Source organism: Schumannella luteola (genome assembly GCF_013408685.1).
GTDB lineage: Bacteria > Actinomycetota > Actinomycetes > Actinomycetales > Microbacteriaceae > Schumannella > Schumannella luteola.
The window spans coordinates 1,249,500-1,276,395 of the sequence record NZ_JACBZY010000001.1 but is presented as its reverse complement, the minus strand read 5'-3'; the positions used below and the strand labels follow the sequence as shown (position 1 = coordinate 1,276,395).

At 72.3% G+C, this 26,896-nt stretch carries 35 protein-coding genes; 15 read left to right on the top strand and 20 right to left on the bottom strand.

The annotated features are described in order from the left end of the window. Window positions 1–45: 45 nt before the first annotated feature. Window positions 46–1,236, bottom strand: coding sequence for a Gfo/Idh/MocA family protein (locus BJ979_RS05680; RefSeq protein WP_179566019.1), 1,191 nt, complete (start codon window positions 1,234–1,236; stop codon window positions 46–48). Between the two features lie 204 nt (window positions 1,237–1,440). Here BJ979_RS05680 and BJ979_RS05675 point away from each other — a divergent pair, with 204 nt between their 5' ends. From BJ979_RS05675 to BJ979_RS05645, 7 genes are all read left to right on the top strand, one after another. Then, complete coding sequence (locus BJ979_RS05675; RefSeq protein ID WP_179566017.1) at window positions 1,441–2,448, top strand: sugar phosphate isomerase/epimerase family protein; 1,008 nt, start codon at window positions 1,441–1,443, stop codon at window positions 2,446–2,448. A 111-nt stretch (window positions 2,449–2,559) separates the two neighbouring features. Continuing rightward, entirely contained in the window at window positions 2,560–3,990 is a 1,431-nt protein-coding gene (locus BJ979_RS05670) for a sugar porter family MFS transporter (RefSeq protein ID WP_179566015.1), read from the top strand. Window positions 3,991–4,085: 95 nt separating this feature from the next. Then, window positions 4,086–5,099 carry a LacI family DNA-binding transcriptional regulator gene (locus BJ979_RS05665; protein ID WP_179566013.1) on the top strand — a complete coding sequence of 338 codons (1,014 nt, stop codon included), beginning with the start codon at window positions 4,086–4,088 and terminating at the stop codon, window positions 5,097–5,099. 85 nt (window positions 5,100–5,184) lie between these two features. Then, window positions 5,185–5,823, top strand: a complete 639-nt coding sequence (locus BJ979_RS05660) for a TetR/AcrR family transcriptional regulator (protein ID WP_179566011.1) — start codon at window positions 5,185–5,187, stop codon at window positions 5,821–5,823. Between the two features lie 25 nt (window positions 5,824–5,848). After that, complete coding sequence (locus BJ979_RS05655) at window positions 5,849–7,540, top strand: MDR family MFS transporter (RefSeq protein ID WP_179566009.1); 1,692 nt, start codon at window positions 5,849–5,851, stop codon at window positions 7,538–7,540. Window positions 7,541–7,549: 9 nt separating this feature from the next. Beyond that, a complete protein-coding gene (locus BJ979_RS05650) occupies window positions 7,550–8,209 on the top strand; it encodes a DUF6891 domain-containing protein (RefSeq protein WP_179566007.1) in 660 nt (219 codons plus the stop codon). A 67-nt stretch (window positions 8,210–8,276) separates the two neighbouring features. Further along, a complete protein-coding gene (locus BJ979_RS05645) occupies window positions 8,277–8,867 on the top strand; it encodes a YbhB/YbcL family Raf kinase inhibitor-like protein (protein WP_179566005.1) in 591 nt (196 codons plus the stop codon). A gap of 6 nt (window positions 8,868–8,873) precedes the next feature. Here the strand turns inward: BJ979_RS05645 and BJ979_RS05640 are convergent, their stop codons facing one another. From BJ979_RS05640 to BJ979_RS05605, 8 genes are all read right to left on the bottom strand, one after another. Then, window positions 8,874–9,950 carry a cation diffusion facilitator family transporter gene (locus BJ979_RS05640; protein WP_179566003.1) on the bottom strand — a complete coding sequence of 359 codons (1,077 nt, stop codon included), beginning with the start codon at window positions 9,948–9,950 and terminating at the stop codon, window positions 8,874–8,876. Next, the gene (locus BJ979_RS05635; RefSeq protein WP_179566001.1) at window positions 9,947–10,309 is read right to left on the bottom strand and encodes an ArsR/SmtB family transcription factor; all 363 of its coding nucleotides are present in this window, start codon (window positions 10,307–10,309) and stop codon (window positions 9,947–9,949) included. The genes BJ979_RS05640 and BJ979_RS05635 overlap by 4 nt, the downstream gene beginning before the upstream one ends. Window positions 10,310–10,438: 129 nt before the next feature. Continuing rightward, entirely contained in the window at window positions 10,439–10,648 is a 210-nt protein-coding gene (locus tag BJ979_RS05630; RefSeq protein WP_179565999.1) for a CsbD family protein, read from the bottom strand. A gap of 80 nt (window positions 10,649–10,728) precedes the next feature. Next, window positions 10,729–11,307 (bottom strand): hypothetical protein, encoded by a 579-nt coding sequence (locus BJ979_RS05625; RefSeq protein WP_179565997.1) that lies wholly within the window; start codon window positions 11,305–11,307, stop codon window positions 10,729–10,731. Further along, window positions 11,304–11,879, bottom strand: coding sequence for a hypothetical protein (locus BJ979_RS05620; protein ID WP_179565995.1), 576 nt, complete (start codon window positions 11,877–11,879; stop codon window positions 11,304–11,306). The genes BJ979_RS05625 and BJ979_RS05620 overlap by 4 nt, the downstream gene beginning before the upstream one ends. Continuing rightward, window positions 11,876–12,244: a hypothetical protein gene (locus tag BJ979_RS05615; protein WP_179565993.1), complete on the bottom strand. Its 369-nt coding sequence runs from the start codon at window positions 12,242–12,244 to the stop codon at window positions 11,876–11,878. Before BJ979_RS05615 ends, BJ979_RS05620 begins: the two co-directional genes overlap by 4 nt. Before the next feature lie 5 nt (window positions 12,245–12,249). Beyond that, window positions 12,250–12,450: a hypothetical protein gene (locus BJ979_RS05610; protein ID WP_343046608.1), complete on the bottom strand. Its 201-nt coding sequence runs from the start codon at window positions 12,448–12,450 to the stop codon at window positions 12,250–12,252. Beyond that, on the bottom strand, window positions 12,447–12,866 hold the full coding sequence (locus BJ979_RS05605; protein WP_179565991.1) for an Asp23/Gls24 family envelope stress response protein: 420 nt from the start codon (window positions 12,864–12,866) through the stop codon (window positions 12,447–12,449). Before BJ979_RS05605 ends, BJ979_RS05610 begins: the two co-directional genes overlap by 4 nt. Before the next feature lie 166 nt (window positions 12,867–13,032). Here BJ979_RS05605 and BJ979_RS05600 point away from each other — a divergent pair, with 166 nt between their 5' ends. Genes BJ979_RS05600 through BJ979_RS05590 form a run of 3 tightly spaced genes read left to right on the top strand, consistent with a single transcriptional unit; the run spans window position 13,033 to window position 14,557 of the window. After that, window positions 13,033–13,584, top strand: coding sequence for an RNA polymerase sigma factor (locus tag BJ979_RS05600; RefSeq protein ID WP_179565989.1), 552 nt, complete (start codon window positions 13,033–13,035; stop codon window positions 13,582–13,584). Beyond that, complete coding sequence (locus BJ979_RS05595; protein WP_179565987.1) at window positions 13,581–14,216, top strand: Asp23/Gls24 family envelope stress response protein; 636 nt, start codon at window positions 13,581–13,583, stop codon at window positions 14,214–14,216. The genes BJ979_RS05600 and BJ979_RS05595 overlap by 4 nt, the downstream gene beginning before the upstream one ends. Next, entirely contained in the window at window positions 14,213–14,557 is a 345-nt protein-coding gene (locus tag BJ979_RS05590; RefSeq protein WP_179565985.1) for a hypothetical protein, read from the top strand. The genes BJ979_RS05595 and BJ979_RS05590 overlap by 4 nt, the downstream gene beginning before the upstream one ends. Before the next feature lie 37 nt (window positions 14,558–14,594). Here BJ979_RS05590 and BJ979_RS05585 read toward each other — a convergent pair whose 3' ends face one another. Next, window positions 14,595–15,191, bottom strand: a complete 597-nt coding sequence (locus tag BJ979_RS05585; RefSeq protein WP_179565983.1) for a hypothetical protein — start codon at window positions 15,189–15,191, stop codon at window positions 14,595–14,597. A 123-nt stretch (window positions 15,192–15,314) separates the two neighbouring features. Between BJ979_RS05585 and BJ979_RS05580 the strand changes: the two genes are divergently transcribed. Then, a complete protein-coding gene (locus BJ979_RS05580) occupies window positions 15,315–15,869 on the top strand; it encodes a TetR/AcrR family transcriptional regulator (RefSeq protein ID WP_179565981.1) in 555 nt (184 codons plus the stop codon). A 72-nt stretch (window positions 15,870–15,941) separates the two neighbouring features. On the opposite strand, the gene BJ979_RS05575 is transcribed toward BJ979_RS05580, so the two are convergent. Then, on the bottom strand, window positions 15,942–16,982 hold the full coding sequence (locus BJ979_RS05575) for an NAD(P)-dependent alcohol dehydrogenase (RefSeq protein ID WP_179565979.1): 1,041 nt from the start codon (window positions 16,980–16,982) through the stop codon (window positions 15,942–15,944). 197 nt (window positions 16,983–17,179) lie between these two features. On the opposite strand from BJ979_RS05575, the gene BJ979_RS05570 reads away from it, so the two are divergent. From BJ979_RS05570 to BJ979_RS05555, 4 genes are all read left to right on the top strand, one after another. After that, window positions 17,180–18,130: a helix-turn-helix transcriptional regulator gene (locus BJ979_RS05570; RefSeq protein WP_179565977.1), complete on the top strand. Its 951-nt coding sequence runs from the start codon at window positions 17,180–17,182 to the stop codon at window positions 18,128–18,130. A 51-nt stretch (window positions 18,131–18,181) separates the two neighbouring features. After that, window positions 18,182–19,225, top strand: coding sequence for a DMT family transporter (locus tag BJ979_RS18075; RefSeq protein WP_179565975.1), 1,044 nt, complete (start codon window positions 18,182–18,184; stop codon window positions 19,223–19,225). 84 nt (window positions 19,226–19,309) lie between these two features. Beyond that, complete coding sequence (locus tag BJ979_RS05560) at window positions 19,310–19,675, top strand: hypothetical protein (RefSeq protein WP_179565973.1); 366 nt, start codon at window positions 19,310–19,312, stop codon at window positions 19,673–19,675. A gap of 68 nt (window positions 19,676–19,743) precedes the next feature. Next, entirely contained in the window at window positions 19,744–20,151 is a 408-nt protein-coding gene (locus BJ979_RS05555; RefSeq protein ID WP_179565971.1) for a VOC family protein, read from the top strand. A 38-nt stretch (window positions 20,152–20,189) separates the two neighbouring features. Here the strand turns inward: BJ979_RS05555 and BJ979_RS05550 are convergent, their stop codons facing one another. The 9 genes from BJ979_RS05550 to BJ979_RS05510 form a co-directional block, all read right to left on the bottom strand. Next, window positions 20,190–20,681, bottom strand: a complete 492-nt coding sequence (locus tag BJ979_RS05550) for a DUF302 domain-containing protein (protein WP_179565969.1) — start codon at window positions 20,679–20,681, stop codon at window positions 20,190–20,192. Continuing rightward, window positions 20,678–21,103, bottom strand: a complete 426-nt coding sequence (locus BJ979_RS05545) for a tautomerase family protein (protein WP_179565967.1) — start codon at window positions 21,101–21,103, stop codon at window positions 20,678–20,680. The genes BJ979_RS05550 and BJ979_RS05545 overlap by 4 nt, the downstream gene beginning before the upstream one ends. A gap of 47 nt (window positions 21,104–21,150) precedes the next feature. Further along, the gene (locus BJ979_RS05540; RefSeq protein WP_179565965.1) at window positions 21,151–21,441 is read right to left on the bottom strand and encodes a YciI family protein; all 291 of its coding nucleotides are present in this window, start codon (window positions 21,439–21,441) and stop codon (window positions 21,151–21,153) included. Next, complete coding sequence (locus BJ979_RS05535) at window positions 21,438–22,400, bottom strand: alpha/beta fold hydrolase (RefSeq protein WP_179565963.1); 963 nt, start codon at window positions 22,398–22,400, stop codon at window positions 21,438–21,440. The genes BJ979_RS05540 and BJ979_RS05535 overlap by 4 nt, the downstream gene beginning before the upstream one ends. Continuing rightward, window positions 22,397–23,326: an MBL fold metallo-hydrolase gene (locus tag BJ979_RS05530; RefSeq protein ID WP_218853449.1), complete on the bottom strand. Its 930-nt coding sequence runs from the start codon at window positions 23,324–23,326 to the stop codon at window positions 22,397–22,399. The genes BJ979_RS05535 and BJ979_RS05530 overlap by 4 nt, the downstream gene beginning before the upstream one ends. 28 nt (window positions 23,327–23,354) lie before the next feature. Then, the gene (locus BJ979_RS05525; RefSeq protein WP_179565961.1) at window positions 23,355–24,188 is read right to left on the bottom strand and encodes an alpha/beta fold hydrolase; all 834 of its coding nucleotides are present in this window, start codon (window positions 24,186–24,188) and stop codon (window positions 23,355–23,357) included. A gap of 64 nt (window positions 24,189–24,252) precedes the next feature. Beyond that, the gene (locus BJ979_RS05520) at window positions 24,253–25,065 is read right to left on the bottom strand and encodes an MBL fold metallo-hydrolase (RefSeq protein ID WP_179565958.1); all 813 of its coding nucleotides are present in this window, start codon (window positions 25,063–25,065) and stop codon (window positions 24,253–24,255) included. Beyond that, window positions 25,062–25,835: a hypothetical protein gene (locus BJ979_RS05515; RefSeq protein WP_179565956.1), complete on the bottom strand. Its 774-nt coding sequence runs from the start codon at window positions 25,833–25,835 to the stop codon at window positions 25,062–25,064. The genes BJ979_RS05520 and BJ979_RS05515 overlap by 4 nt, the downstream gene beginning before the upstream one ends. Further along, window positions 25,832–26,848, bottom strand: a complete 1,017-nt coding sequence (locus BJ979_RS05510) for an alpha/beta fold hydrolase (RefSeq protein WP_179565954.1) — start codon at window positions 26,846–26,848, stop codon at window positions 25,832–25,834. The genes BJ979_RS05515 and BJ979_RS05510 overlap by 4 nt, the downstream gene beginning before the upstream one ends. Window positions 26,849–26,896: the final 48 nt, after the last annotated feature.

The following is a 26,896-nucleotide window of genomic DNA, read 5'->3' as shown; positions in this document are numbered from 1 at the left end:
CTCACGCGGGGCCGGGGCTTCGGTGTTTCCGACGCCGTCGTCCAGTCAGCGGGCGACGTCGACCCAGACGCGCTCGTCGCTCGAGCGCTGCGCGGCGTCGAGCACCTCGACCACGCTCGCGCCCTGCTCGAACGACGGGTAGGCCTCGTGGCCCTCGACGATCGCGCGGAACAGGTTGCGCACCTCGATCGCCTTCTGCTCGTGCAGGCCCAGCGTGACTCCGCCGAACGGCCAGTACGCGGCGTAGTCGCCGTGCTGCGGGCCCATCGTGATCGCCGTCGTGCCGGTGAAGCGCTGCGCCTGCTCGCCGCGCAGGAAGAGGTCGACCGCGTAGGAATCCTGCTGACTGAAGCGCAGCGATCCCTTCGATCCGACGATCTCGAGCGCCAGGTCGAAGGAGTGCCCGTTGGCGACGCGGCTGGTCTCGATCAGGGCGCGGGCGCCGCCCGAGAGGCGGGCGACGACGGTCGCGATGTCGTCGTTCTCGACGGGATCGAGCGGCGCCCCCTCTTCGGCCTTCGAGCCGTAGGAGAGCGCGCCGACCGCGCGGGGGCGCTCGGGCACGACGGTCGCGAGCTCGCCGAACACCTCGTCCACGGGCCCGCCGAGGAACTCGACCAGCGAGATGACGTGCGAGCCGAGGTCGCCGAGCGATCCCAGACCGGCCTTGGCACGCTCGTAGTGCCAGGTGCGCGGCAGCGACGGGTCGGCGTTGCCGTCGGCGAAGAAGTGCGACTTGATCTGCCAGATGTCGCCGAGCGTGCCGTCATCGACGAACTGCTTCGCGAGCTGGATGCCGGGGCCGCCGAGGTACGAGAATCCGACGATGGTGCGCACGCCGGCCACGCGGGCGGCATCGCGCATCCGCCGCGCCTCGTCGACGGTGATCGCGAGGGGCTTCTCGCAGTAGACGTGCTTGCCGGCGGCGATCGCGGCCATCGCGATGTCGAAGTGCAGCGAGTTGGGGGTCACGATGTCGACGACGTCGATGTCGTCGGCCGTGACCGCCTCGCGCCAGTCGCTCGTGAAGCGGGCGAAGCCGAGCTGCGCGGCGGCGGCACGGGCCCGCTCGTCGTCGACGTCGGCGAGGATCGACAGCTCGGGCACGACGCCGAGCTCGGGGAACAGACTCGGCAGCGAGTTGTAGGCGAAGGAGTGCGAGCGGGCCATGAGCCCGCCGCCGATGAGGGCGACGCGCAGCGTGCGCGGGCGGGCCTCGGTTGCGGTGATCGTCATCGAACGGTCCTGTTTCTGGTTCTGCGACCCTCGGCGCGGGGCGTGGGGGCGACCGGGAGGTGGATGCTCACGCCCGGCATGGGCCGGTCGTGTTGACAGTCATATTAGACCGGTCTAATCTCGCAGATCGCGGGCCACTGCACCAGTGCCCGCATCAGACCTCCCCACGAAGCAAGGAAGCTCCATGACCGAGACGACGACCCGATGAGAGTCGGCCTGTACCTCGCCGCCCTCCTCGACCTCCCCCTCGCCGAGGCGCTCGCCCGCGCGAAGGCGTGGGGCATCACCGACGCCGAGGTGCCCTCGGCCGGGTTCAACATCCGCCGCCACTGCGACCCGGCGGTGCTCTCGACCAGCGCCGCCGCGCGCGACGAGTTCCAGCAGGTCTTCGCCGACGCCGGCGTGAACCTCGCGATCCTCAACGCCAACGGCAACCCCACGCATCCCGACCCCGAGGTCAGCGTGCCCCACAAGCAGGACCTCCTCGACTCGATCGTGCTCAGCTCGCAGCTCGGACTGCCCGTGCTCAACGCGATGTCGGGCAACGTCGGCTCGAACCCCGCGGCGACCCTGCCGACCTGGTCGCTCGTGCCCTGGGAGAGCGGACTGCTCGAGGTGCGCGATTACCAGTGGTCGGTCGCGATCCCGGCGTGGAAGGAGATCGCCGACTTCGCCGAAGACCACGGCGTGAAGCTCGCGCTCGAGATCCACCCGCATATGCTCACCTACAACCCGGGAACGCTCGAGCGCTTCATCGACGCCGTCGGCAGCGACAGCCTCGGCGTCAACCTCGACCCGAGCCACCTGTTCTGGCAGGGGATCGACCCGAGCCGCTTCGCGAAGCGCTTCGCCGGCCGCGTCTGGCACGTCGCCGCGAAGGACACGGTGCTGGATGCCGAGGGCATCGCCGAGTACGGCGTGCTCGACGACCGCTTCACCTCCATCCCCGCCGAGGAGGAGCCGCAGCCGCTCGGCGGCCGCTACCTCACCACGCGCCCGCCCGAGAACGGGCCGTGGCACTTCGTCGCCGTCGGCCGCGGGCACGACACCGCCTGGTGGACGCAGTTCCTCGCCGACGTGCGCGACTCCGGTTTCGACGGGGCCGTCTGCATCGAGAACGAAGACTGGGATCTGCCCCGCGAGGAGAGCATCCCGATCGCGGTCGCGACCCTGCAGGAGGCCATCGGCATCCGACCGGCCGCAGCCGCCTGACCCGCCGACCACGCTGAGCCGGCCGGGCCTCGCAGAGCCCGGCCGCCGGCGCGGATCACCGCGCCGCCATCGAACCACCATTCGACGCACCACCCCCGACGAAGGAGTCACATGTCGACCCCCCTGACCCGCATGGCCACGTCCCTGCCGCCGCTCACCCCCGGACCGCACTCGCGTCGCCTCGGCGTCGTCGCCGTGGTCGCCACCTTCGGCGGCCTGCTCTTCGGCTACGACACCGGCGTGGTCAACGGCGCGCTCGAGCCGATGAAGCACGAGCTCGGACTCACGCCGCTGACGGAGGGCATCGTCACCAGCTCGCTGCTCATCGGAGCCGCGATCGGCGCCATGCTCGGCGGCCGGCTCTCCGACGCCTACGGCCGCCGTCGCCTCGTCGTGTGGCTCGCGGTGCTGTTCTTCGTCGCTACGCTCGGCTGCGTCGTCTCGCCGACCGCCGGTGTGCTCATCGCGGCGCGATTCGTGCTCGGGCTCGCGGTCGGCGGCGCCTCGGTGACCGTGCCGGTGTTCCTCGCCGAGATCTCGCCCACCGAGCGCCGCGGCGGCATCACCGGTCTCAACGAGGTCGTGATCGTCTTCGGCCAGTTCCTGGCGTTCGTGGTGAATGCGATCATCGGCAATCTGTGGGGCGAGGGCGACGGCGTCTGGCGCGTGATGCTCTCGGTCGCCGCGCTGCCCGCGATCGCCCTGTTCATCGGGATGCTGCGCATGCCCGAGAGCCCGCGTTGGCTGCTCTCGAAGGGACGCCGTGACGAGGCGCTCGCGGTGCTCAAGCAGGTGCGCTCCGAGGAGCGCGCGGTCGCCGAGATCGCCGAGGTCGAGCGGCTCGCCGCCGACGAGGCCGAGTCGAAGCTCGGCAGCTGGCGCTCGCTGCGTCTGCCGTGGGTGCGCCGCATCGTGCTGATCGGCATCGGGCTGGCGATCGCCCAGCAGTTCACCGGCATCAACTCGATCATGTTCTACGGATCGCAGCTGCTCATCACGGCCGGGTTCGAGGCGGACGCCGCCCTCATCGCGAACGTCGCCAACGGCGTCGTCTCGGTCGGCGCGATGCTGATCGGGCTCAAGCTGATCCAGATCATCCCGCGACGCAAGCTGCTCATCGGCGGCTTCGTCGGCATCACGACCGTGCACCTGCTCGTGGGCGCCTTCTCGCTCGTGCTGCCCGACGGCCCCGTGCGCGCCTACACGATCCTCGGCCTCGTCATCCTCTTCGTCGCGTGCATGCAGGCGACCCTCGGACTCACCGTGTGGGTCATGCTGGCCGAGATCTTCCCGCTCAAGATCCGCGGCTTCGCGATCGGCGTCTCGGTGCTGTTCCTCTGGGTGACGAACGCGCTCGTCGCCTTCGCCTTCCCCTCGGTCGTCGCCGGCGTCGGCATCTCGAGCACCTTCTTCATCTTCGCCGGACTCGGCGTCGCCTCGATCGTGTTCATCGCGACCCAGGTGCCCGAGACGCACGGACGCTCACTCGAGAAGCTCGAGTCGGACATCTCGACCGGAGCGATCTTCCTCGAGCGCTCGTGATCGGACGCTGAGCCGTGCCGCCTCCGCCGACGCCGCCGATGCCGTCGGGATCCCTAGACTCGGGGTCTGCCGACACGCGGCGGAGCGGAGGCGGCATGACCAGGCGACCCACGATGCGCGACGTCGCCGCGGCCGCCGGCGTCTCGCACGCGCTCGTGTCGCTCGTCTACCGCACGCCCGAGAAGGTCAGCGAGAAGCGCCGCCAGCTCGTGCTCGATGCCGCCGAGCGCCTCGGCTTCCGCCCGAACTGGGTCGCCAGCTCGCTCTCGGGGCTGAAGAGCTACGGCTCGAGCTTCTTCGGCATCCTCGTCGCGAACCTGCACAACCCGGTGTTCGCGACGATCGTGGATGCGGCGCGTGCCGAGCTCGGCGACTCCGGCAGCTACGGGCTCATGTCGAGCGCCGTGCTGCCCGGACCCGACGGCACGACCGTCACCGACGAGCGCATCGTGCACGCCTTCGAGGATCTCAACGTCGCAGGGCTGCTCGTCGTCGGCGTCGTGCCCGACCTGGATGTCGTGCGCCGCGTGCGCCCCGACCTGCGCATCGTCGTGGCCGCAGCCTCGATCGCCGAACTGCCGCGCGCCACCTCGGTGCGCAGCGACAACGACCACGGGCTCCGCCTGCTCGTGGAGCACCTCGTCGCGCAGGGCCACAGCCGCATCGCGCATCTCGGTGGCGCAGGCGGCCCGGCTTCGGTGAGCCGAGCTGCCGGATACGAGCGGGCGATGCGCGAGCTCGGCCTGGCCGAGCACATCCACGTCGAACCGGCCGGCTTCACCGAGGAGAGCGGGCAGGATGCGGCGGCGCGACTGATCGCCGAGCGCCCGGACATCACGGCCTACACCTGCGTCAACGATCTGGTCGCGCTCGGCGCGATGTCGGCGGCGACCGCCGCGAACCGCTCGGTTCCGGGCGAACTGGCGATCGCCGGCTACGACAACACGTATCTGGCGGGCATCGACCGCATCGACCTCACCTCGGTCGACACCGCGGGTGAGGAGATCGGTCGCACGGCGGCCCGCTGGCTGCTCGCCGATCCGGCGCCGGAGCCGGGAACTGAGACGCTCATCCGTCCGCGTCTGGTGGTGCGCGGCACGACCGGCTGAGCCCCCGCGCCGGCCGAGATGACCGGCGCCGGCATCCGTCGGGCTCAAGGTGCACTTTCAGGCTTTCAGTGCAAAACTGCACTTCATGACCGAGAGTGCACCGACTCTGCGCGAGCAGAAGTCCATCGCGACCGCCCGCCGGCTGCGCATGACCGCGCGCGCCTGGGCCGCCGACCGCGGCCTCGCCGGCTTCACGATCGAAGAGCTGTGCGCCGAGGTCGGCGTCTCGCGCCGCACCTTCTTCAACTACTTCGCGTCGAAGGAGAACGCCGTCATCGGCATCCCGCTGAAGAGCGACGACAGCGACCTCGACGACGAGTTCCTCGCCGGCACCGGCCCTCTCGTCGACGACCTGCTCGAGCGCGCGGTACGTCGCTGGGAGCGTCTCGAGATCAGCGGCGACGAGGTGCCCGACCTCATCCGGGTGCTCGAGCACGAGCCGCGACTCGTCACCCACGTCGTCGGCCTCGTCGAGGAGTCCGACCGCGACGACATCGAGCTCGTCGAGCGACGGCTCAGCATCCGCCACGACCCCGACCGCGCCCCCGACCTCGCCGCCACGACCACGAGCCCCGACGACGTGCGCGCCGTGACCGCCGTGCACCTGGTCGGCGGACTCGTCCGCGCCGTCGGCGCGCAGTTCTTCGCCCCCGACAACACCGCGACCTACCGCACGCTCGCTGGGCGGCGACTCGCCACCGCCCGCGCGCTGCTCGCCGACTGACCCGCCCCGCAGAGAGAGCATCATCGTGAACACCACCGCATCCGGCCCCCTGCTGCTCACCAAGCGGCGCATCTGGATCATCTTCAGCGCCCTCATCGCGGGCATGCTGCTGTCGAGCCTCGACCAGACCATCGTCTCGACCGCGATGCCGACCATCGTCGGCGAGCTCGGCGGCGTCGCGAACCAGGTGTGGATCACCACCGCCTACCTGCTCGCCACCACGATCGTCATGCCGATCTACGGCAAGTTCGGCGACGTGCTCGGGCGACGCAACCTCTTCCTGGTGGCGATCGCGATCTTCACCCTCGCCTCGGTCGGCTGCGCCTTCGCCTCCGACTTCTGGGTGTTCGTGGTGTTCCGCGCCCTGCAGGGACTCGGCGGCGGCGGGCTCATGATCCTCAGCCAGGCGATCATCGCCGACATCGTGCCCGCCAACGAGCGCGGCAAGTACCTCGGCCCGCTCGGCGCGATCTTCGGCCTCTCGGCCGTCGGCGGGCCGTTGCTCGGCGGCTTCTTCGTCGACCACCTGACCTGGCAGTGGGCGTTCTACATCAACATCCCGGTCGGCATCGCGGCGTTCATCATCGCCGCCGTAGCGCTCACCCTGCCGAGCAAGAAGGCGACGAAGAAGATCGACGTGCTCGGCGTCGTCTTCCTCTCGATCGCCACCACCTGCCTGATCTTCTTCACCGACTTCGGCGGGCAGAAGGAGCACGGCTGGGGCGCGATCGAGACGTGGATGTGGGGCGCCGGCCTGGTCGCCGCGGTGCTCGCCTTCGTGATCACCGAGTCGCGGGCGCAGGATCCGATCATCCCGCTCGCGCTGTTCCGCAACGCCGCCTTCATCAACGCCACCGCGATCGGCCTCGCGCTGGGCCTCGGCATGTTCTCGGCGATCGGCTTCGTGCCGACGTTCCTGCAGATGTCGTCCGGCACCTCGGCGGCCGAGTCGGGACTCCTGCTGCTGCCGATGATGGCGGGACTGCTGGCGACCTCGATCGGCTCCGGCATCCTCATCACGAAGACCGGCCGCTACCGCATCTACCCGATCGTCGGCGCGATCGTCGTCGGCGGCGCGATGGTCGCGATGACGACGCTCGCCGCGTCCACGCCGATCTGGCTGATCTGCGTCTATCTGACGATCTTCGGCGCCGGACTCGGCCTGATCATGCAGGTCGTCGTGCTCGTCGCCCAGAACGCCGTGCCGGCCGCGCAGCTCGGCACAGCCACCAGCACGAACAACTACTTCCGCGAGGTGGGCGGCGCGCTCGGCACGGCCGTGTTCGGCACGATCTTCACCACCCGCCTGACCGAGGGCCTCACGAAGGTCTTCGCGGGCGCCGGCGCGAACGCCTCGGATGCCTCGGCCTCCGCCGCCACGCTCGACCCGCAGACCCTGGCGCAGCTGCCGGACGGGGTGCGCGACGGCATCGTGAACGCCTACGCCGACGCGCTCGCCCCGGTGTTCTGGTACCTGCTGCCGTTCATCGGCCTCGCGCTGCTGCTCGCGATCTTCCTCAAGCAGATCCCGCTCTCCGACGTCGCCGGGCTCGCCGCCCGCGGCGAGGCGATCACCGGCGAGGAAGCGGAGCGGATGGAGGCCGAGCAGCGCGCCGGGAAGCGCGGGGCCGGCGCCCACCCCACCGCCGGCGGCGCCGGTGATGCCGCCGACCTCACCGCCGCCTCATCCTCGAACTCCCCTCGGGTTCGTGACTAGGGTGTGGCCGTGACCTCGCGCCTCAACGCCCAGCCCGACGGATTCCGACTGCCCGACTCGCTCGGCCTCGACAGCGAGGCGGAGGCCGAGCTGCGCGAGCAGGCCTGGGCGGTCGTCACCCGCGGGGTCGACGACCCCTTCGAGTTCGTCGACTGGGCGACCGCCTCCGAGCTGCTCGACGAGCCGCGCGCCGAGCAGGTCTGGCAGCTCGTGCTCGACGCCCGCCGCGCTCAGCAGGCCTTGTGGGGCGACACACCGCGCACCGCGCTGACCGACGCCTTCGCCGAGCTGGAGACCCTCGGCGTCGTCGCCCGGCAGAACTTCAGCTGCTGCGGAACCTGCGCCTCGGGCGAGATCTGGGATGAGCGGCCCGCCGACCGGCCCTCGCGCGGCTACGTCTACTTCCACATGCAGGACACCGAGCAGCTGATCGAGTCGAACAGCACCTACCTCGGCTACGGCGCCTTCCCCGACGCCTACCTGTCGGAGGCCGAGTGGAACGCGCTCGACGAGCCCGCGCAGAACGAGTTCTACGAGCGCACCACGACCGCGCTGATGGATGAGGTGGTCACGCCGACGCTGACCAGGCACGGCATCCAGGTGGTCTGGAACCACCGGCTCGACACCCGCATCCTCATCGAGAACGCGGAGTATTTCGAGGCAGTCTGAGCGGCGGCCTGAGTGGCGGCCGAGCGGTCGCCGCGCACATCGCCCGGGGCGGGAGCAGGATGGGCGCATGCCGAATCCGATCGGGCGCGCGCTGCGTCACCGCCGCAACGGACCCGAGACCCTCGCCGTCGCGCGAGCCGAGCTGCAGCCGGCCGACGGATCGGATGCCGAGCCCTTCGCACTGACGAGCCCGGCCTTCGCGCACGGCGGCACGGTCCCCAGCGCGTTCCGCGGGCGGCTGTTCGCGCCGAACGTCTCCCCGGCGCTCGCCTGGGCCGGCGTCCCGGCCGGCGCCGTCGAGCTCGTGCTCGTCGTCGAAGACCCTGACGCGCCGAGCCTGCGCACCCCCGCGCATCTGGTGGTCGCCGGCATCGACCCCGCGCTCGGCGGTCTCGCCGAGAACGCGGTCAGCACGGCCGCCGCGAAGCCGGGCTCGGCATCCGCGCTGCGCTTCGGCCGCGGCGTCGCCGGCCGACGCGGCTGGGTCGGCCCGATGCCGGTCCCCTCGCACGGCCCGCACCTCTACGCCTTCCAGCTGTTCGCGGTGGATGCGCCGCTCACCCTCGCCGATGACTTCGGCCTCGACGACCTCGCGGCGGCCGCCGCCGGCCACGTCCTCGGCGTGGCGCAGCTCGACGGGTACTACGAGAACCCGTAGGCCCGCTCAGACGGAAGCCGCCACGGCGGGCGCCGCGACCGCGCGCACCCGCAGCTCGTCGAGGTTCGGCAGCGCGTGCGACGCGGAGTGCTCGGCGGCGCGGGCGATCGACTGCGCCTCGGCGAGCGCGACCGCGCGCGCGGGCTCGACCACCACATCCGCCGACCCCTGCAGCCGGTGCCCGACCCAACGCAGCTGCAGGTGCTCGACCTCGAGCACGCCCGGCGTCGCGAGCAGCGCCTGCTCTGCACGGTCGACCAGGTCGGGCTCGATGCCGTCCATCAGCCGACGGCCGACACTGCGCACCGTGCCGACCAGCAGCACCAGGATCGCGACCGAGATGAGGATGCCGACGATCGGATCGGCGAGCGGGAAGCCGAGCATGACCCCGAGAGCGCCGAGCACGACCGCGAGCGAGGTGAAGCCGTCGGCGCGGGCGTGCACTCCGTCGGCGACGAGAGCGGCCGAGCCGATGCGCCGCCCGACACGGATGCGGTAGATCGCCACCGTCTCGTTGCCGGCGAATCCGATGAGCCCGGCCGCGATGAGCCAGCCGAGCGCGTGGATCGGCTGCGGGTTCACGATGCGGTCGATCGACTGCCAGGCCGCGACGATCGCCGAGAGCGCGACGACGACCACGATGAACAGGCCCGCCAGATCCTCGGCGCGGCCGAGGCCGAAGGTGTAGCGCCGGCTCGCGGCGCGGCGTCCGATCACGAAGGCGATCCAGAGCGGTACGGCGGTCAGCGCATCCGAGAAGTTGTGGATCGTGTCGGCCAGCAGGGCGACGGATCCGCTCAGCGCCACGACGACCGCCTGCAGCATCGTCGTGCCGAGCAGCACGAACAGGCTGATCTTGAGCGCCCGCACACCCTCGGCGCTCGCCTCCATCGCGTCGTCGATCGAATCGGCGGCGTCGTGCGTGTGCGGCACGACGAGGTGGGTGAGGAAGCCGATCACGCCGCCGCGGTGGGCGTGGTCGTGATCGTGATCGTGATCGTGATCGTGATCGTGATCGTGATCGTGATCGTGATCGTGATCGTGATCGTGATGAGCGTGCGCGTGCCCCGCGGCCGACGTCATTCGCCGCTCGGCTCGCCGTGGTGGTGCCGCGGCGTGCCGCCGAGCGAGTGCTCGGCCTGGAAGATCGCGTCCGTCACGAGCCGCGCGGCGTGCTCGTTCGCGAGCCGGTAGAACACGCGCGTGCCCTCCTGCCGAGTGGTGACGAGCCGGGCGAGCCGCATCTTCGCGAGGTGCTGCGACACGGCGGTCGGCGCCTTGCCGGTCGCCTCCGCGAGCTCGGTGACCGAGCGCTCGCCGTCGCGCAGCGCCTGGATGATCCGCACCCGCGTCGCATCCGCCAGCATCGCGAAGATCTCGACCGCGAGCTCGACGTACTGACTGTCGGGTTCGCGCCCGCACACCTGCTTATCTGCATCCATGCGCAGATAATAACGTTAAAACGGAAGAGAGGGCGATCCGGGAGTCCCGGATCGCCCTCTGGCCGGCCGATCCGATCAGGGGGATCGACCCGCGCCTCCCGTGCGGTAACCAGCCGCCGGGACAGTCGTTCAGCGGCCGCTGCCGCCGCCGGTCAGCTTGTCCTTGAGGTCGCTCGCGACGTCCTTGACGTCGGCGACCTTCTCCTTCGCCGTCGCGGAGACCTGATCGGCCTTGCCCTCGGTCTCGAGCTTCTCGTTGCCGGTCGCGGCGCCGATCACCTCCTTGCCCTTGCCGGTCAGCTTCTGGGCCGTGTTCTTGATGTCGTCGTCGAGTGCCATGTCGGCGTCCTCTCTCTTCTCTTTCGGGGCTCGGGATGGGGCGGGCTTCGGCCCGTTCAGCTCAGGTCACGTCAAGCGGCTCACTCCGCCCGCTGCTCGCGCGCGAAGCTCGAGCGCAGGCCGGTTCGCACCCGCACGACGACGGGCACCCGGGCGCCGAGCGCCGCATCCAGGTCATCGACCGCGCCACGCACGGCGTCGAGCAGCGTTGGCAGGTCGGCGTGCCGGCGCGTCAGCACCGTCACGCGCAGCGCGGTGCGTCCGCGCAGCCGGTGCGCGGTCGCGCCAACGCCGACCACGGCAGGGGTCGGGCCGAGCGAGTCCTGCAGCAGGTCGCGCACGGCGTGGATGTCGATGCGCACGCCATCGACGTCGACCACCGTCGCGGTGCCTCCGCGTCCACGGCTCGCCGTCCACGCCACGGCCAGCAGCAGCGCGACGAGCGCGACTGCCGCGGCAGCGCCGGCGACGCCGAGACGGTCGGGTCCGGCGAGCAGCGCGGCGAGCCCGAGGCGCGGGGCTGGGGGGACGACCAGCCCCGCGACCTCGAGACGCGCCCGCGCGGCCGCCGGCCAGACGAGAGCCGCTGCCCCCGCGAGCGCGAGCACGCCCACGAGCGCGAGCACGAGCCGGTTCAGGGTGCGGTTGCTGCGGGTCATCGCGCCAGCACCCCGTCGCGGGCGACCGTCACCCGCGAGCGCAGACGAGGACGCGCGGCGAGCGCCGTCGCGAACGCCGCCGCAGTGTCGTCGAGCTCGACCTGAGCGAGCGGGCGACCCGAGGTCGGGCGCACCAGCACGACGAGCGAGCCGCGCCCGACAGCCGTGCGCACCTGATCGGCGGCCACGCCGGCGAAGCGCGCGAGGCGCCGCGACACCGCCGAGGCGAGCACGTCGTCGTCGACGAGGATGACGCTGCGCGCGTCATCGAGACGGTGACGCGGCCGGCGCTGCGGCAGCACCGCGAGCAGCAGCGCGATCACCCCGAGCGCGGCGAGCACGGCCGCCGCCCCGAGCACGAGCGGAGCGCCGTCGCGCCAGGCGCTCTCGGCATCGGCCGGGCGCACGAGCAACGGCAGCAACCGGGAGGCCGCGAGCACGAGCTCGACCGCGGCGTAGGTCACGGCGAGCGCGGCCAGCACGGCGGCGACGCCCGAGGCGACCGAACGCGAACGGTGCATCTCGCGCCGCGCGAGCGTGCGCGCGAAGCGACCATCGGCATCCGTGCTCATCGTGCTCTCCGTCCTTCTCCTGTCGCACCGCGCGCCGCGGACCGGTCCGCGGCCGCGACGCCGGTGATCCGCACCGACACCGAGGCGACCTCGACGCCGGCGATCCGTGCGCCGTCGGCGCGCACCGCATCCCGCGCGGCGCCGCCACGCTCGGCGAGCGAGCCGCAGCCGGAGCGTCGCGCCGGCGCCGTCACCGCGACGGCGAGACGCCCGCGCTCATCGGCGACGGTCGCCTTCACGTCGCGCGGCCGCACCCCGAGGTGCTCGGCCGCGACCGCCGCGAACACGGCGCGCAGCGCGCGTTCGGCGACCGAGACGCGACCGGGGATGTCGGCGTCGCCCGCCGTCACCGCACCCGGCGTCACCGCGCTCATCCGACCCGGCGCCCGCGTGCGGCATCGAACGCCGCACGCAGGTCGAGTCGACCCGTCACGGCCGCGCCGACCACGGCGCCGACCGCGCCCAGCACGGCGACGAGCACGAGACCCCAGAAGCCGAAGGCCAGGCCGGCGAAGGCCAGCGCGATCCCGGCGGCGCCGCCGATGACGACGCCGTTCATGGCGGGCGTCACTGGACCCGCGCCTCGGTCGTCGGCTCGGCGGTGTCCTCACCGGGCACGTGCACGTCGGTCACGATCACGTTGATCTCGGCGATCTGCATGCCGATGAGCCCGGTGATCGCGTCGGCCACCGCGGCGCGCACGCCCTCGGCGACGGTCTGCAGCGGCTGCGGGTACTCGACGACGATCGTCACATCCGCGGCGACCTCGGTCTCGCCGACCTCGACCTTGACGCCCTGCGACAGGTCGGTGTTGCCGATCGCGTCGCGCACCGAGCCGATGATGCGCGCGGCGCCGCCGCCGAGCGCGAACACGCCCGGCACCTCGCGGGCGGCGATGCCGGCGATCTTCGCGACGACCGGATCGACGATCGTGGTCTTGCCCTGCAGGGTCGCGGGGGCGGTGGTGGGGGTGCCGGGCTGAGCCATGGGGGTCTCCTTGTTCGAGGTCTTCGCCGCGCGATCATCCGCGCGAGCTGTCAGCCGCCGACCGCTCGGGGGGCGGTGGCTTAGGTTGTTCGCGGATGTGACGCATCCGGCACGGGTTTCGTCACGCCGGTTTTGCTGGCAGTCGGCTGGGAGAGGCGGTGACGGGATGAGCGCGCTCGATGACGCCGCGGATGCCCTGCTCGCCCAGCGCGCCGCCGACGGCGACGAGATCGCCTTCGCGGTGCTGGTGCGCCGGCACGCCGGCTACCTGCGGGCCTTCGCGATCCGGCTGACCCGGTCGGGGGCCGATGCCGACGACGTCGTGCAGGAAGCGCTCATCACCGCGTGGCGGCGCCTGCCCGAGCTGCGCGAGCCGGCGAAGGTGCGCGGCTGGCTGGCGACGATCGTCGCGCGCAAGGCGACCGACCGCATCCGCTCGCGCCGTGAGGCCGACCCGATCGACGAGCTCGACCCGGCCGCCGTGACCGACGGACCCGAGGAGCGGGCCGTGCTGTCGTCGCAGCTGCAGGCGCTCGCCGAGGCGGTCGACACGCTGCCCGACGAGGTGCGCGTCACCTGGACCCTGCGCGAGATCTCCGGCGCGAGCTACGAGGAGATCGCCGCGCGGCTCGAGGTGCCCGTCTCCACGGTTCGTGGGCGTCTGGCCCGAGCGCGTGCGCACCTGCTGGAGCAGATGATGGAGTGGAGGCAGGCATGACTTCCGCGAACGACACGACCGGCCCCGGCGGCATCGGCGGCTCCGGGTACGACCTGGAGGCGCTGTCGGCCTATGCCGATCGCGGCCGCACCCCGGCGATCGCCGCGATCGACGGCAACCCGGAGTGCGTCGCCCTGCTCGACTCGATCGACCGCCTCGGCGCCCTCACCCGCGACCTCGTCGCCGAAGACGCCGCGGCGCAGCCCGCCCCGGACGAGAACTGGATCCGCGCCCTGCTCGACACGATCAGCCGCGAGGTGCGCGCCGGGCGCGACATCCCCTTCCCCGGCACCGGCGAGGATGCGCGCTACGTCGTCACCGAGGGCGCGATCCGTCAGCTGATGCGCGAGACCGGCGATGCCATCGACGGAGCCCTCGTCGGCCGGGTCGGGCTGAGGATCGTGGATGACGCCCGCGCCGAGGTCGAGCTGAGCATCAGCGTCGCGGCGGGTCGGCGCCTCGACCCGATCGCCGCCGAGGTGCGCGACCGGGTCGCCGCGGCGCTGCGACGGTCGACGCCGCTCGAGCCGGATCGCGTCGACATCACGATCGACGACGTGCACGTCGCGGGGTCCTCGGCGACCGACGCCGCAGCGCCCACGACAGCCGAGCCCGGATCGGAGCCGCGATGAGCGACCGCACCTCCCCCGCCGCGCCCGCCGGGGACGGCGACGCCTCTGCAGCCGGCGAACTCGGCTTCGCGATCGACGCGGCCGTTCTGGCCGCACCCGGAGTGCAGCGCCTGTTCCCCACCGACCCGGCCGCCCTGCGCGCGCTGCAGCAGGTCGCCGGCGACGGCGTCGCCCGCCCGGCGAGCGCCTTGCGATCCGGCTCGGTGGCGATCAGCGTCGCGATCGACGACACCCGGCCGACGCGCGAGCTCTGCGACGAGCTGACCGCCCGCGTGCGCGCGATCGCCGGGCCGGTGCGGGTCGAGATCCGGGTGTCGCGCATCCACACCGATCGGATCTGACCCTGTAGCGGCCGACAGCGGCCGCGGCGGCAGCGAGCTAGCCCCGCGCCGCGCGCCGCAGCAGAACGCTGAGGCGGATCGCCGACACGAGGAAGAAGATGCCGCCGAGCGTCGCGTAGCCGGCGATCCCGGTCGCGCTCGCGCCCCCGCCGAGACCCTGGAACAGGAAGCCCAGCCCCGCGAACACCGAGATGCCGCCGCTCAGCACCTGCGGGATCTGCCCTCCGGCACGACGCCGCAGCAGCGCGGCGACCAGCTGGGAGATTCCGGCCACGACAGCCCAGACGCCCCAGACGGCGAGCGCGGCGCCGATCGAGACGGTGGATGCCCAGCCCAGCGCGACCGCGGCGACGACGCTCATCACGACGTTGATCCACTCGGCGACGCGTGAGCTCGAACCACCGCGCTCGGCGCGCAGCTGCCAGATCACGGCGGCCGCATCGACCAGCGGGTAGACGATCAGCAGGGTCGTGAACAGCGGGCCGGGGGCCGCGACCGACGTGACGGCGACGAGGGCGATCGCCCAGACCACGGCGAAGCCGAATCGGAGGAAGTACAGCCGCCGCAGCGCCGAGGCGAGGGGCGGGAGCTGCACGGGCGTGGAGATCTCGGAGGCGGTGCCGGTGTCGGTCATGGGGTTCCTTCCGTGGAGTCCGATCGGATCGATCGCGATGTAGAGTTACTAGTACGTCTACATGCAGGAACCTAGACTGCAGGTCGGCGGATGCGCAAGCCGTCTCGAGATCCGGAGCCCCGAATGACCGCCACAGCGACCCGCGAGCGCATCCTCGACGCCGCCACCGCGCGCTTCGCGACCCAGGGCATCCGCGCGACGAGCGCCGACCGCGTGATCGACGACGTCGGCGTGACGAAGGTCACCTTCTACCGCCACTTCCGCTCGAAGAGCGATCTCGTCGTCGCCTACCTCGAGCGTCAGGCCGAGGGCGAGAGCGGGTGGATGCGCTCCGAGCGCCGCGAGGGCGACCCGCGCGCGACGCTGCATGCGCTCGCGACCGGCATCGGCGCCGCGAGCTGCTCCCCCGGCTTCCGCGGCTGCCCCTTCATCAACGCCGCCGCCGAGTTCCCCGACGCCGAGGATCCGGTGCGCGCCGTCGTCACCGGGCACCGGGAGTGGATGCGCGCCCAGTTCGCCGAGCTCGCCGCCGAAGCGGGTCTCGCCGACCCCGCGGCCGCCGCCACCCGGCTCATGCTGCTGCGCGACGGGGCCATGGTGAACGGCTACCTCGCCGACCCCGCGACGATCGCCGACGCGCTCGACGCGGCCTTCGGCGCCGTGCTCGACGCCGGCTGACCGAGAACGGGCCGCCGGCACGAAGCCGGCGACCCGTCATCCGATCAGCGCGTCAGCGCATCAGCGCACAGCTCAGAGCGTCGCCGTGTCGATCACGAAGCGGTAGCGCACGTCGCTCTTCAGCACGCGCTCGTAGGCGTCGTTGATCTGGTCGGCCGCGATGAGCTCCGTCTCGGGCGCGATGCCGTGCTCGGCGCAGAAGTCCAGCATCTCCTGCGTCTCGGCGATCGAGCCGATGCTCGAGCCGGCGAAGGTGCGGCGGTTGCCGAACAGGGTGAAGACGTGGATCGGCAGCGCCTCCGGCGGGGCGCCCACGTTGACCATCGCGCCGTCGAGGCGCAGCAGGCGCAGGTACGCCTCGATGTCGAGCGGGGCGCTGACCGTGTTGATGATCAGGTCGAAGTGGTTGCGCAGCTCGGAGAACGTCGCCGGGTCGCTCGTCGCGAAGTAGTGCTGCGCACCGAAGGCGAGGCCGTCATCCTGCTTCGACAGCGTCTGCGACAGCACGGTCACCTCGGCGCCCATCGCGGCCGCGATCTTCACGGCCATGTGACCGAGGCCGCCCATGCCGACGACGGCGACCCGCTTGCCGGGGCCGGCGTTCCAGTGGGCGAGCGGCGAGTAGGTGGTGATGCCGGCGCAGAGCAGCGGCGCCGCATCCGCGTAGGGGATCGACTCGGGAACCCGCAGCACGAAGTCCTCGTCGACCACGATGTGGGTCGAGTAGCCGCCCTGCGTGATCGTGCCGTCGCGGTCGACGGCCGTGTAGGTGCCCGTGTTGCCCTTCAGGCAGTAGTTCTCCATGCCGGCGAGGCAGTTCTCGCACTCGCGGCACGAGTTCACCATGCAGCCGACGCCGACGCGCTGGCCGACCGCGAACTTCGTGACCTCGGATCCGACCTCGGTCACCTCGCCGACGATCTCGTGGCCGACGACCTGCGGGTAGGCGATCTCGCCCCACTCGCCGCGCACGGTGTGGATGTCGGAGTGGCAGATGCCGGCGTAGCGGATGGCGATCAGCACATCCTTCGCGCCGACATCGCGGCGCTCGATCGTGATGGGGACCAGGGGTTCGGTCGCCGACGGGGCGGCGTAGGCGTTGACGGTGAGCAACGGTTCTCCTCGGGGTGGTGAGGTCGTGGTGGTGTGACGTCGACCGGGTCCGAACGGTCGGAACGGGATGGGGATGATCGGCGCCGACGACCATCAGACCAGACCCCGCCTGTGCGTGCGACACCCTGCCGTGAGGTGTACCGACAGGCCACCTCTGCGGCCGACGCCGGCACCGGCCGAGTGCCTAGAGTGCCCCCATGGACACGAGAGCCGACGTGCGCGAGTTCCTGATGACGCGCCGCGCGCGCCTCGCCCCCGAGCAGGTCGGCCTGGTCGGTGGCGGCACCCGCCGGGTCGCGGGACTGCGCCGCAGCGAGGTGGCCGCCCTCGCCGGGCTCAGCGCCGAGTACTACGCCAAGCTCGAGCGCGGCGACATCGGCGGCGCCTCGGCGTCGGTGCTGGATGCGATCGGCACGGCCCTGCGCCTCGACGACACCGAGCGCGCGCACCTGCTCGATCTCGCCCGCGCGCAGGACGGCATCCCGACCTCCGGGCGCACCCGCCGCCGCCCCGCGACGCCGAGTGCACCCCGCCCCGCGCTCGCCTGGGCGCTCGACGCGGTCACCGACGGCATCGCCTTCGTGCGCAACTCCCGACACGACGTCGTCGCGACGAACCTGCTCGGCCGCGCCTTCTACGCCCCCGTCATCGGCGACGGCGGACGAACGCCGAACCTGGCCCGCTTCCAGTTCCTCGACCCGGCCTCCCGCGACTTCTATCCCGACTGGGATCGCTTCGCCGACATGTGCGTCGCCGTCATGCGCGCCGAGGCGGCCCGTGATCCCCACGACCGCGGCTTCCAGGATCTGGTGGGCGAGCTGTCGACGCGCAGCGAGGTGTTCCGCACGCTCTGGGGCCGCCACGACGTGCGGCAGCACGGGGCGGGGATGAAGCGCTTCACGCATCCGGTGGTCGGCGAGCTGACCCTCGCCTACGAGGAGCTCGCGATCACCGCCGAGCCGGGCTCGATCATGATGATCTACTCGGCCGAGCCGGGCTCCGCATCGGCCGAGCGGCTTCGCCTTCTGGCGTCGTGGGCGCGCCCCGAGGGAATGACGCCGTATGCGGCCGGGGTCGCGGCGCCGTTCGCCGACGACGAGACGGCTCGCCCGACCGTCGACCGGGTGGAGCGATCGACCGCCGGCTGACCGGACGATCCGCTGCCGAGCCGGCGGGGGCCCCTTCGCTAGGTTGAGCCCGTGATCGGCATCGTGCTCGCGGCCCTCCTGTGGGGCACGACCGGCACCGCCGCCACGCTGCTGCCCCGTGACGTGAGCCCGCTCGCGACGGGCGCCGCGACCATGGCGATCGGCGGGATCCTGCTCGGGGCGCTCGCCGGGCGCGGGAGCATCCGTCTGCTGCGCGAGCGCGCGGCGCGGCCGTGGATCGCGCTCGGCGCGCTCGCGATCGTCGTCTATCCGCTCGCCTTCTACAGCGCGATGTCGCTCGCCGGCGTCGCCGTCGGCAACGTCGTCGCACTCGGCAGCGCGCCCGTCTTCGCGGCCGTGCTCGAGCGCTGGATCGCGCCCCGCGAGCACCGGGCGCCACTCACGCGGACGTGGATGCTGGCCGCCGGCGTCGCGGTCGTCGGCATCGCGCTGCTCGCGCTCTTCGGACACGACACCTCGGGCGTGGCGCACGGCCACGCGAGCGCGGGCTCGGGCTCGGGCATCGGCACCGCTGCCACTGCGACTGCCGACGAGTCCGCCGCCGGCTCCTGGACTGGACTCGGCGTGCTGCTCGGACTCGTCGCGGGTCTCGCCTACGCGACCTACACCTGCACGGCCGCCCGCCTCATCCGCACCGGGCGCCGCTCGTCGACCGTGGTCGGGGTGCAGTTCGGCGTGGGCGGACTCCTGCTCGTTCCGGTGCTGCTCGCGACCGGCGCCCCCCTGCTCCTCAGCGACGCGCCCTCGGCCGTCGCCGACTCGCCGCTGCACGCGCTGCTCGGCCAGCCTCCGGCGCTGCTCGTCGTCGCCTATCTCGCGCTCGGGCCCATGTTCGCCGCCTACCTGCTCTTCGGCCGCGGCCTGCGCACCGTCGCGAGCTCGCGTGCCACCACGATCACCCTGCTCGAGCCCTTCGTGGCGACGCTGCTCGGCGTGGTCGCGGTCGGCGAGCGCCTCGCGCCGCTCGGCTGGCTCGGGCTCGCGCTGGTGCTCGCCGGGGTGGTGACGGATGCGGTGATCGCCGCCCGCGGAGCGGCTGACGCCGCGTCGACCTCATCGCCGGTAGCGAGCTAGCAGGCGAGACATCCCCGGTCAAGGGCGAGCACACCTGCACAGCGCACCATAGGGTGGACCGTCGGTTCCGACCCGAGGAGGACCATGCCGTTCCGCGCCGAAGAGACCATCCAGAACTGGGTGGACGAGTTCCTCGAGCTCGAGTACGACTCCCGCGGCCTGGTGCGGGTGCTGCCGCAGGACACAGCGGGCGGCGAGAACTCGGGCCTCGTGGCGGTGCGGCTCGAGTCCATCGACACCTCGATCTTCATCCAGCCGCGCGAGATCGGCAGCTCGGAGTGGGTCACGACGCTCGAGCAGAGCGACACGATGCGCGAGTTCACCGCATCCCAGCTGACCGCGCTGTCGGCGGAGCTGATCATGGTGTCGGCGCTGACGGCGTTCCTGGAGGCGAAGTCGCGGGAGCTGAGCGCCGAGAACCGCGGAGCGGGCGTCACCGACAGCGACTGAGGAAGCACGTCGCGCGTCGGCCCCACACCGATGTAGACGCTGTTCACATCGCGGCGTACGCTCCTGACATGACCGACGCCTCCGCCCCGACCGACGCCGTCGCCCTCACCGTCTTCGCCGTGCTCCCGGTGCGCGACCTCGCCGCATCCACCGACTGGTACGGCCGGCTCTTCGGCCGGCCCGCCCCGGACGCCCGCCCCGCGCCTCATGTCGTCGACTACTACCTCGCCGCCGGGCGCGTGCCCGAGCACGGCACCCTGCAGCTGCGCGAGGATGCGGACCGCGCCGGCGGCGGGCTCGTGACGATCAACGTCGCCGACCTCGCTCCGCTCACCGCCGCCCTCGCTTCGCTCGGAGTCGAGCTCGCGACGCAGACCTTCCCTCTCGACGCCGAGACGGTGAGCGCGGTCACCGTCGGAACCATCGAGGATCCCGACGGCAACGCCATCACCCTCGTGCAGCCGCACCGGCGCTGACGGCGGGTCGACTCTGCACGCCGCAGACCGCGCTGCGCTCAGGCGGCGGAGTCCAGCAGCTCCAGCACCGCGCGATCCAGCTCGGCCGCGTGCGCCGCGGCGTCGGGCGTGAGCTCGGCGCCGGCGAGGCTCGTGCAGGTGTCGTAGCGCAGGTGCACGCCGTCGTCGCGCTCGAACACGAGGATCGTGACGGGCGCCCCGGCTGCCGCCTGCGGCGTCGTGCGCACCATCGACTCCATCGTGACCGGGTTGCCCGCGATGATGCGCACGGCCCGGAACGCGACCGCGTCCGGATCGCGCGCGACCACCGCGCCCAGGTCGAGCTCGAGGAAGATCATCAGCCCCGCCGGACCCGCGGCGCCGGCCACGACCGCGCGGAACTCCGCCGGGTCGGCGATGCCGGCCAGCCGGGCCGCGAGCACCGGGAAGTCCGGATGCCCGAGTCCCGCGTGCACGGCATCCCGCACCGTGGCGAAGTCGCGCGAGCTGACCAGGTCGTGGCGCTCGACCACGACCTGCGTCGACGTCATCCGAGCTCCGCGATCTGCTGGCGCGCCGCGGCGACGAGCTCGTCGTTCGTGTGCGCGTGACCCCCGAGCCCCCAGCCGCCGGCGGGCGCCTCGGTCAGCAGCACCCAGGTGCGGTCGGCGAGCGCCGCATCCCCCGCCGCCTCGGCGACGAGCGCGGTGAGCTGCGCGACGACGGCGAGCTGCTTGTCGCGGTCGAGGGCGTCGGCGTTCGTCAGCACCTGAACACGTACGTGGCGGCTGTCGCCCTCCACGTCGGAGAGGGATGCCGCGGGCAGCTCGTGCACGAACGCGGCCGTGTTCTGCCGGAACATCGGGATGTCGGGCACCTGCTCGACGCGCATGACCGTCGCGGCGGCGCGCTGCGCGAGGTCGTGCGGGTCGGCGAAGGTGCCGGCGGGGGCGTAGATGTCGATCATGGGCATGAGGGGCTCCTTGCTGGTCTGGTTCGGGGACGGTCTCGAGATGCGGTTCAGCCGGTGACGACGAGCAGCTCGGGCCGCACCCCGTGCGTCTCGTACTCGTGCACCTCCCAGCGCACGACGGCGCCCTCGGTCACGAAGGGGTCGTTGCGGGCGAGCTCGCGCGCCTCGTCGACCGAGTCGACGACGTAGAGGAACAGGCCGCCGAACTCGGGCTGCAGGGTTCCGCCGCTGAGCGCACGACCCGACTCGAGCAGCCCGTGCACGTAGGCGCGATGCCGCGGGCGCACGGCGTGCACGACGTCAGGGTCGCCGTAGGTGAGGATGCCGGCGCAGATCATGCGGCGCTCCCCTCGGCCGGCGCGGGCGCCGGCGACCCTGTCCGCGCGCTCGACCCGCCCGCATCCACTCGCCGCGCCAGGAAGTCGCGGATCAGCGCGCCGATCTCGTCGACGTGCGTCGCGAGCGCGAAGTGGCCGGTGTCGAGCGCGTGGAACTCGGCGTCGGGCACGTCGTCGAGGAAGGCGCGCTGGCTCGCCTCGGGGAAGATCACGTCGCCGCGTCCGCTCGCGACGAGCAGCGGCGGACGCGTCTCGCGCAGCCACGCGCGCGCGGCCGCGAAGGTCTCGACCTGACGGCTGATGTCGAGCAGGTAGTCCATGGCGACGTCGGCGACGCCCGGCCGGTCGAGCTGGGCCTGGTCGAGCTGCCAGGCGTCAGGGTCGAGCAGGTCGATGTCAGCGTCCGCGACGCCGACCTCGTATTGCGCCCGGGTGTTCTCGAGGCTCAGCGCCTCGGCCTGAGCGAGGGCGCGGTTCGCGGGGGTCGGCTCGTGCCAGTACGTGGGCAGCAGCCCGAAGTCGCCGCCGTCTTCCGGATACAGCGGCGCGTTCTGCACGACGATCCCGGCGATCTGGGTCGGCCGGGCGAGTGCGAGGCGCCAGCCGATCGAGCCGCCGATGTCCATCAGGTAGACGGTGAAGCGGTCGACGCCGAGCTGCTCGAGCCAGCGATCGATCACGCGGGCGGCCTGGCCGAAGCCCCAGCCGTCGTCGCCGCGCGGCGGCAGCGACGACGAGCCGAAGCCGGGCAGGTCGGGCGCGAGCACCCGGCGGTGCTCGGCCAGCTGCGGGATGAGGTCGCGGTACATGCGCGACGAGGTCGGGAAGCCGTGCAGCAGCAGCACGACGGGGGCGTCGTCGGGGCCGGCCTCGCGGGAGAAGATCTCGAGGCCGTCGATGGTGCGGGTGCGGTGGTGGATGCGCGGGCGGGACTGCGGGGAGGCGGGCGACGACGTCATCGGGGATCGCTTTCTCTCGGTGGGGTCACGGGGGTCGCAGGGCTCGTGGGGGTCGGCGTGGTCGTCCCGGGGAACAGCGCGCGGGCGCCGGCCCACAGCGCCCCGGTGTTGAGTCGGTCGGGGTGCCGGCGCACCATCTGGTCGAAGAAGTCGCGGGCGGTCATCCGGCTGCCGAGCAGGGCGAGCACGTCGAGCAGGTAGGCCCGAGTCGAGCCGATGTGAGCGGGGCGGTCGTCGGCGCTGGGCGTCTTGTGGCCGCAGACGACGTGCTCCGCATCCAGCCTTTCGACCGTGTCGAGCGCCGCGAGCCAGTCGCGGAAGCCGTCGGCCGAGCCCTCGCGCAGCGACTGGTGCAGCCCGGCGTAGACGACGTCGCCGGCGACGACGAGGCCGATCGAGGGCACGTGCAGCACCGTCGTGCCGTCGGTGTCGGTGTGCCCGGTGTCGACGGGCACGAGCGCGTGTCCCTCGAGGTCGAGCACCCCGCCGGGTGGCGGCACGGCACGCACGGTCGTGTCGCCGATGAGTCCGGGGAACTGCACGTCCCACTGGCCCCGGCGCTGCTCGGGTGCGGCCAGTGCGTGCATCGTCGCGATCGCTCCCGGCATCGCATAGTGGACGGCCTCGGGAAAGCGTTCGAGCACGGTGGCCGCGCCGAACCAGTGGTCGCCGTGGCCGTGCGTGCTGTAGATCGCGGTGAGCCGGCGACCGGATGCCGCGATCCAATCGGCCACGGCCGTCGCCTGCGGAACGGTCAGCGGCGGATCGACGAGCACCGCATCCCGCTCGCCCGAGATGAGCGTGCTCGTGATCGGCGACCACCGCCGCGGCGATCCGTCGGGCGCGGGTTCGGCGTCGTACGGGTTCGCCGCGTTCCCCGACCGGATCGGGACGGCCGGCGAGATCAGCGTCGCGTAGCTCAGCACGGTCGTCCCTCTCCGATCGGCGCGCGGGTCACTCGCCGATGAACTCGAGCAGGCGCGGGTTGACCTCGGCGGTGTGGGTGACGCCGATGCCGTGCGGTCCGCCGACGATCTCGTGCACCTCGGCGCTCGGCACGAAGTCCTTGATGCGGCGGGCGCCGAAGTCGATCGGGATGTTGCGGTCTTCGGTGCCCTGCATCACCAGCAGCGGAACGTCGATCTTCGGCAGGTCGTCGTGGAAGCCCTCCTGCCAGGCGTCGACGCAGTGCAGCACCGCCCATCCGTCGGCGGTCGAAGCGCTGATGAAGTCGCGGCGCAGCTTCGCCTCGCTGACCCGCACGCCGAGGTTCTGGTCGGCGACGTAGTGCTGCAGGAAGTAGTTCTCGAGGTACTGCGCGCGGTCGGCGATGATGCCGGCCTTGATGCCCTCGAACACCTCGGGCCCGAAGCCCACCGGGTCGCTCTCGCGGGCGGCGAGCTGCGGGCCGAAGGTGGCGAGCATCGCGATCGAGTGGATGCGCTCCGTGCCGTGACGCCCGACGTAGCGGGCGATGTCGGCGGTGCCCATCGAGAAGCCGAGCAGCGTGACGTCGCGCAGGTCCAGGTGGCGCAGCACCGCATCCACGTCGTCGGCGAACGTGTCGTAGTCGTAGCCGCCGAGCGGACGGCTCGACCTGCCGAAGCCACGGCGGTCGAGCGCGATCACGCGGTAGCCGGCCTCCAGCAGCGGGATGCGCTGCTCATCCCACTCGTCGCCGGTGAGCGGAAAGCCCTGCAGCAGCACGATGGGGCGGCCGGCTCCCTTGTCGTCGTAGTGGATCTCGATGGGGGTGTCGTTCTCGGTGCCGACGGTGACGAAGGGCATCGATCTCTCCTTTTCGATTCGGTTCGTTCGGTTCGGTTCGTTCAGTTGCGGGGGATGGAGCGGGTCAGGGGAAGAGGAAGACGTTCTGGAGGGCGTGCATGCGCCGACCGCCGAGCTCGGGGAAGGCGGCGTCGAGTCGCGTGTCGAGGTCGTGCGGACCGCTCGCGGCGGCGAGCTCGGGCTCAGCACGCCGCAGGTAGTCGGCGGTCGCGTCGATCACGGCGGTGCCGTCGGACGCGGGGATGCCGTGGCCGGGCAGCAGCACCCGCACGGCCGGCGTGCGCAGCTGATCGAGGCCCGCGCGCCACGACGCGAGGGCGCGTCCGGCGAGGAAGGGGTGCACGCCCGCCGAGACGAGGTCGCCGGCGACGAGGATGCCCTCCGCCGGCAGGCGCACGACGAGCTGCCGCGAGGCCTCGGCATCCTCGACCTCGGCGAACTCGAAGAGCACGCCGTCGATCACCTCCGGGCCGGGCAGGATCGTCGGCTCGACGCGGGGCGCCGGCGGCGCCGCGTCGGAGATGCCGGTCACGGCATACGAGGCAGCGATCTGCTGCGCGCCGGACTTCTCGATCGCCGCGGCGACCGCGGGAAGCGCCCGCACCGGGGCGCCGAAGCGCGCCGCGGTCGCGAAGTGGTCGGGATGCGGATGCGTCACGATCACGGCGGCGAGCGGCGTGCCGACCGCGGCCAGCTCGCGCTCGACGACCTCGGCATCACGGTCGAGCAGCGGCGCATCGATCAGCACCACGCTCGTCGGCAGCACCAGCAGGTGCGCGTTCGCGCGCCAGCCCTCCTCGCTCGCGGTGACCGTGATCGTCGCGACACCGCCCGGGCCCGCGCCGAAGCCGGCCGTGCGGGTGACGTCGGCGCTCACCGGTCGACCTCGATCACGCGGATGTCATCCACGTCGACCGTGATGGGCGTGACGTCGAGGTTCGCGCGACCGTCGGCGTCGTGCACGTGCACCCGGCGCCGGGTCGGGAACACGAGCCCGCCGAACTCGCGGTGCTCATCGGTGTAGTGCGCGATGGGCGAGTCGGTGACCTCGGGGTGGTAGTCCATGCGCCGCAGCAGGAAGCGGTCGTCGTAGGAGAACGTCTGCCGCGGGTTGTGGTTCGGCAGGTGCGGCGGGAAGGTCACCGCCAGCCGGCGCCAGGTCTCGTCGCCCTCGGTCCAGGGCGCGATCTCCGCGACCTCGACGTCGGGGTAGGTGAAGACGAAGGGCTCGGTGAAGTAGTTCCAGCAGGCGCAGCTCGTGAAGTAGGCGGTCTGGATCGCGTCCCACTCGGGTCGGGACGCGGGGTCGGGGAACGAGCCGCGCGGGTCGTCGCGGGTCTCGAGCACGGCGCCGGCGTCATCGAGGATCTGCAGGCGCTCGGCGGGGGCGGGCAGCTGGGCGGGGGCGGCGCCGGCAGCGCCCAGCGTGAACATCCGCGACCGCTGCCCCGCCGCGGGGTACGGGCTGAAGGCGATGTCGAAGCGGCGCGCATCCACCTCGATCGTCTGGTCGCGGTAGACGTCGGGCCAGCCCTTCGACGCCCAGAACGGGCCGCCGAGCGAGGCGCTGACCTCGAGGCGGGCGACGCGGTTCCAGCGGTCGAGACCGCCGTGGGCGTCGAGCACGGCGGCGAGCAGGTCGGTCATCGGGACTCCTCGGTGGGGGTGGATGCGGGGGCGGCGGATGCGGCGGACGACGCGGACGCGGATGCGGCGGTCGGAGCGAGCGGCTCACCCGCCGCGGCGGAACCCAGCGCGGGTCGATGCCGGTCGAGGAACTCGACCGCGTGCGCGACGAAGGTGCGCGGGTACTGGAAGATCGCGCCGTGCCCGGCATCCGGGTAGATCACGAGCTGGGCGTCGGGGATGCGCTGCGACATGACCCAGGAGTTGACGGTCGGCGCCATGATGTCGCGCGAGCCGTTGACGACGAGGGTCGGCGCGGTGATCGACTCGAGGTCGCGCTCCCCCGCCGGGCGCGGCGTCGCCCAGTCGAGGATCGCGTCGCGCTGCGCCTCGAAGGTCTGACGCGAGGTCGGCGCGTCGACGTCGACCGTGCGCTGGTGGCGACGCGCCCAGAAGTCGCGACCGGCGACCTGGCCGGCGGCGCTCGGCGAGAAGAACAGGTAGAGGAAGTCGTCGAGCGTCGACACCTCGTGGCGGCCCGCGACATCGATCACATCGGGCGCGGTGCCCTCCGACTCGCCGCCGCGCGGCTTCGACCCGGCGATGATCAGCCGGCGCACGAGCTCGGGGTGGCGCAGCACGAGCTCCTGTGCGGTGTGGCCGCCGATCGAGAAACCGAGCACATCCACGACGCCCAGATCGAGGGCGCGGATGAGATCCGCCGCGTGATCGGCGAGCCCGGCGAAGGTCGACGGGGTCTCGCCCGACGAGAGCCCGACGCCGGCGTTGTCGAACTCGACGACCTCGCGGCCGGCGGCGAGGCCGTCGACGACGGCGGGATCCCAGTAGTCCATCGAGCCGCGCAGGTGCTGCAGCAGCACGAGCGGGGGCGCGGCGGCGGCCGCCGGCGCGAGTGCTACGGGCCCGTCCGACCCACCTGCCGGCGCATCCTTCTGGACCGCGATGCGCCGGTAGGCGAAGGTCACGCCGCCGGCCTCGACGAAGAGGGTCGGCGCGGTGTCGTGCGTGCACATGCTTCGACGCTAGGAAGCGGGCGAGCCCGTGATCCGTCACGATCGTTA